Here is a 3,873-nt window from a genome sequence, read left to right as displayed (position 1 = left end):
CGGCCTGTGGCCTGCATTTCGTCGATTCGCTCTACGACGAGGCCTGGGGGCTGCCGCGGGAACCCCTGGGCCCCAACCTGCTGGCCTTCCTCGGCGAATGGACCGGCGAGCGGGCGCTCCCCGACTGCCCCATGGTCGATTGCCGGCGAGGGCAGCCGGTGGCAGCCGACAGGCAACGCTCCTGGGGTCAGACCCCGGCGGAGGGAGATGCCGCTGCTATCGTGCACCATGACGAGCCGGACGGCTTGGCCGGGTCTGACCCCAGGGGCTGAAGCTGCCGCCGAGAATGGAGAACCTGACGTGTCTGTAGCCGACTTCAAACCCACCCGCACCCGCGTCAAGTTCTGCGGTCTGACCCGTGAGCAGGATGTCGACGCGGCCGTGGCCGCCGGCGCAGATGCCCTTGGTTTCGTGCTCTGGCCGGGCAGTCGGCGGGCGATCGAGGTGGCACGACTCGCCGAACTCACGGCGCGGGTGCCAGCCTTCGTGACCCGAGTGGGCCTGTTTGTCGACCAGGAACCGGCGCTGATTCGGCGTTGTCTCGCCCACCTGGATCTCCTGCAGTTCCATGGCGACGAGGCGCCCGACGTTTGCCAGTCCTTCGGCCACCCCTGGATCAAGGCGTTGCGCATGCGCGAGGGCCTGGATCTGCATGCCCTTGCTGCTGCTTATTCAGGGGCTTCCGGGATTCTGCTCGATGCCTATCGGCCGGGTGTGCCGGGGGGGACGGGAGAGCGATTCGATTGGTCTCGAATCCCCGCAAGCCTGACGAAACCTGTTATCCTCGCTGGAGGTCTGAGCCAGGCAAATGTGGCCCGGGCGATCGTTGGGGTGCGTCCCTTCGCAGTGGATGTTTCCGGTGGCATCGAGACCTCCCCGGGGGTCAAGGACGACAGCCTGATGTCGGCCTTCCTTCAGGCCGTCAGGCAGGGTGACGAGACGCCTGCAATGCGTTGACGAACACTTTCCCGATAGCTTTTCCATTCTTCGCCTCTTTCAGGCGACTTGTGAGGTGTCTTTCGTGAGCAAGTTCAGTGACCTGACCCGATTGCCGGATGCTCTGGGCCATTTCGGTGCCTATGGCGGACGCTTTGTCTCCGAGACCCTGAGCTTCGCCCTGGATGAACTCGAGAAGACCTACCTGAGTCTTCGCGATGATCCGGATTTCCTGGCGGAATTCGACTATGACCTGGCCCATTTCGTGGGCCGTCCCTCGCCCTTGTATCTTGCCGAGCGATGGTCGAACAAGGTTGGCGGTGCACGGATCTGGTTGAAACGCGAAGACCTCAACCATACCGGCGCTCACAAGGTGAACAACACGGTCGGCCAGGCGCTGCTGGCCAAGAAGACCGGCAAGCCCCGGGTGATCGCCGAAACCGGCGCAGGTCAGCACGGCGTGGCGTCCGCCACGGTGGCGGCGCGGCTGGGACTGGAGTGTGATGTCTACATGGGCGCCGAGGACGTGGAGCGCCAGAAGCTCAATGTCTATCGCATGCGTCTGCTGGGCGCCAATGTCATTCCGGTGACCTCGGGGACGCGCACCCTCAAGGACGCCATGAACGAGGCGTTGCGCGACTGGGTGACCAATGTCGACACGACCTATTACATCATCGGTACGGTGGCCGGCCCCCATCCCTATCCGATGCTGGTGCGCGACTTCAACGCGGTCGCCGGGCGGGAGGCAAGACGGCAGTCCTTCGAGGAGTTCGGCAAGTTGCCCGATGCCTTGATCGCCTGCGTAGGGGGTGGTTCCAATGCCATGGGGCTCTTCTATCCATTCGTTGAGGACGATGACGTCGAGATGTACGGTGTCGAGGCCGGTGGCGACGGGATCGAGACCGGCCGCCATGCGGCACCGCTGGCCTCCGGGGCTCCGCGCGGCGTCTTGCACGGCAACCGCACCTACCTGATGTCCGACGAGGGCGGGCAGGTACTGGACACGCACTCGATCTCCGCGGGCCTGGACTACCCCGGCGTGGGCCCCGAGCATGCGCTTTGGAAGGACGTGGGGCGGGTCAACTATGTGGCGGCCAATGATCAGGACGTGCTCGCCGCCTTTCGCGAGCTGACTCGCATCGAAGGTATCATGCCGGCTCTGGAGACGGCCCATGCCCTGGCCTATGCCAAGGTATTGGCGCCTACCATGCGCCCCGATCAGAACATCGTGGTCAACCTTTCCGGCCGTGGTGACAAGGACATCATGACAGTGGCCAGGATCGACGGGATCGAATTCTAGATGACGACAACGCCCATGAACCGTATCGACCGACGCTTTGCCGAGCTGCAGAACCAGGGCCGCAAGGCATTGATTCCCTTCATTACTGCCGGCGATCCAGCACCGCAGTACACTGTCAGCTTCATGCATGCCCTGGTCGAGGCCGGGGCCGACGTGATCGAGCTCGGCGTGCCCTTTTCCGATCCCATGGCCGACGGCCCGGTGATCCAGAAGGCCTGCGAGCGAGCCCTCGTGCATGGTGTGCGTCTCTCGCACCTCTTCGAGATGGTGAGCGAATTTCGCCGGCAGGACAGCGAGACACCGGTGGTGCTGATGGGCTACCTCAACCCGATCGAGCGCATTGGTCTCGAGGCCTTCGCCGATCAGGCCGCGGCGGCTGGTGTCGACGGTGTACTGACCGTGGACATGCCGCCGGAGGAGGCCGAGGCGTTCGGCCCGGTACTCAAGGCGCATGGACTCGCCTCGATCTTCCTGGTCGCCCCTACCACTTCCCGCGCCCGGGCCGCTACAATATGTGCCCATGGAGAGGGCTATCTCTATTATGTTTCGCTCAAGGGCGTGACGGGGTCGGCAACACTCAATGCCGACGATGTGGCCAGCCACCTGGCACCCTTGCGAGAGATGACCCAGCTGCCGCTGTGCGTGGGTTTCGGTATCCGCGATGGAGCCTCGGCCGCGGAAGTCGGCAAGGTGGCCGATGGCGTGATCGTCGGATCGGCCCTGGTCAGCCGTATCGCCGATAACCTCGATACCCCCGAGAGGATCGTTGGCGAGTTGACATCGGTGCTCGGCGAGATGCGCCGAGCGCTGGACGCCATGAGGCCTGCTTAGGGGCGGTCCTCGCTACTGATAGAATCGATTCGTGCACCCGGCTTGTCCGGGTGTCGACCACATGACGGAAGCTTTTCTGACATGAGCTGGCTAGACAAGATCGTACCCTCGATGGGTCGCATTCAACGCAAGGATCGCCGGGCCAGTGTGCCCGATGGCCTGTGGCGCAAGTGCCCCAAGTGTGAGTCGGTGCTCTATCTCCCCGAACTCGACAAGCACCATAACGTTTGCCCCAAGTGCGACCACCACCTGCGCCTGAGCGCGCGAAAGCGCCTGGACTGGTTCCTGGACCTGGAAGGGCGTGAAGAGCTCGCCGCCGAGGTCGAGCCCGCCGATCGCCTGAAGTTTCGTGATTCCAAGAAGTACAAGGATCGTCTGTTGGGCGCCCAGAAGGAGACCGGCGAGAAGGACGCGCTCATCGCTATGCGCGGTAACCTGGATGGCTTGCTGGTAGTAGTGGTGTCCTTCGAGTTCACCTTCATGGGGGGCTCCATGGGCAGCGTGGTGGGCGAGAAATTCGTGCGTGCCGCCCGACTGGCCCTCGATGAGCGCCTCCCCTTGATCTGTTTCTCGGCATCGGGTGGTGCCCGGATGCAGGAGGCGCTCTTCTCCTTGATGCAGATGGCCAAGACCTCTGCGGCCATCGAGAAGCTCAAGCAAGCGGGCATTCCCTATGTCTCGGTGCTGACCGATCCGGTGTTCGGTGGGGTGTCGGCGTCACTGGCCATGCTCGGTGATATCAACGTTGCCGAGCCCAATGCCTTGATCGGCTTCGCCGGGCCGCGAGTCATCGAACAGACGGTCCG

4 protein-coding genes and 1 pseudogene are annotated in these 3,873 nt (G+C 63.6%); all 5 read left to right on the top strand.

From position 1 onward, the window contains the following. A pseudogene (locus ACESMD_RS02060) lies at window positions 1-272 on the top strand (hypothetical protein); the annotation flags it as partial. Between the two features lie 28 nt (window positions 273-300). Next, window positions 301-957, top strand: coding sequence for a phosphoribosylanthranilate isomerase (locus tag ACESMD_RS02055; protein ID WP_372609872.1), 657 nt, complete (start codon window positions 301-303; stop codon window positions 955-957). Window positions 958-1,021: 64 nt separating this feature from the next. Continuing rightward, window positions 1,022-2,236: a tryptophan synthase subunit beta gene (trpB, locus tag ACESMD_RS02050; protein ID WP_372609870.1), complete on the top strand. Its 1,215-nt coding sequence runs from the start codon at window positions 1,022-1,024 to the stop codon at window positions 2,234-2,236. Between the two features lie 15 nt (window positions 2,237-2,251). After that, on the top strand, window positions 2,252-3,067 hold the full coding sequence (trpA, locus tag ACESMD_RS02045; protein ID WP_372609868.1) for a tryptophan synthase subunit alpha: 816 nt from the start codon (window positions 2,252-2,254) through the stop codon (window positions 3,065-3,067). Between the two features lie 81 nt (window positions 3,068-3,148). Further along, window positions 3,149-3,873, top strand: a 725-nt coding sequence (accD, locus tag ACESMD_RS02040; RefSeq protein ID WP_372609866.1) for an acetyl-CoA carboxylase, carboxyltransferase subunit beta, incomplete at its 3' end; no start/stop codon positions are given.

The sequence above is a fragment of the Halomonas sp. genome (genome assembly GCF_041689495.1).
GTDB lineage: Bacteria > Pseudomonadota > Gammaproteobacteria > Pseudomonadales > Halomonadaceae > Halomonas.
This window is presented reverse-complemented; position numbering and strand designations above follow the sequence as displayed.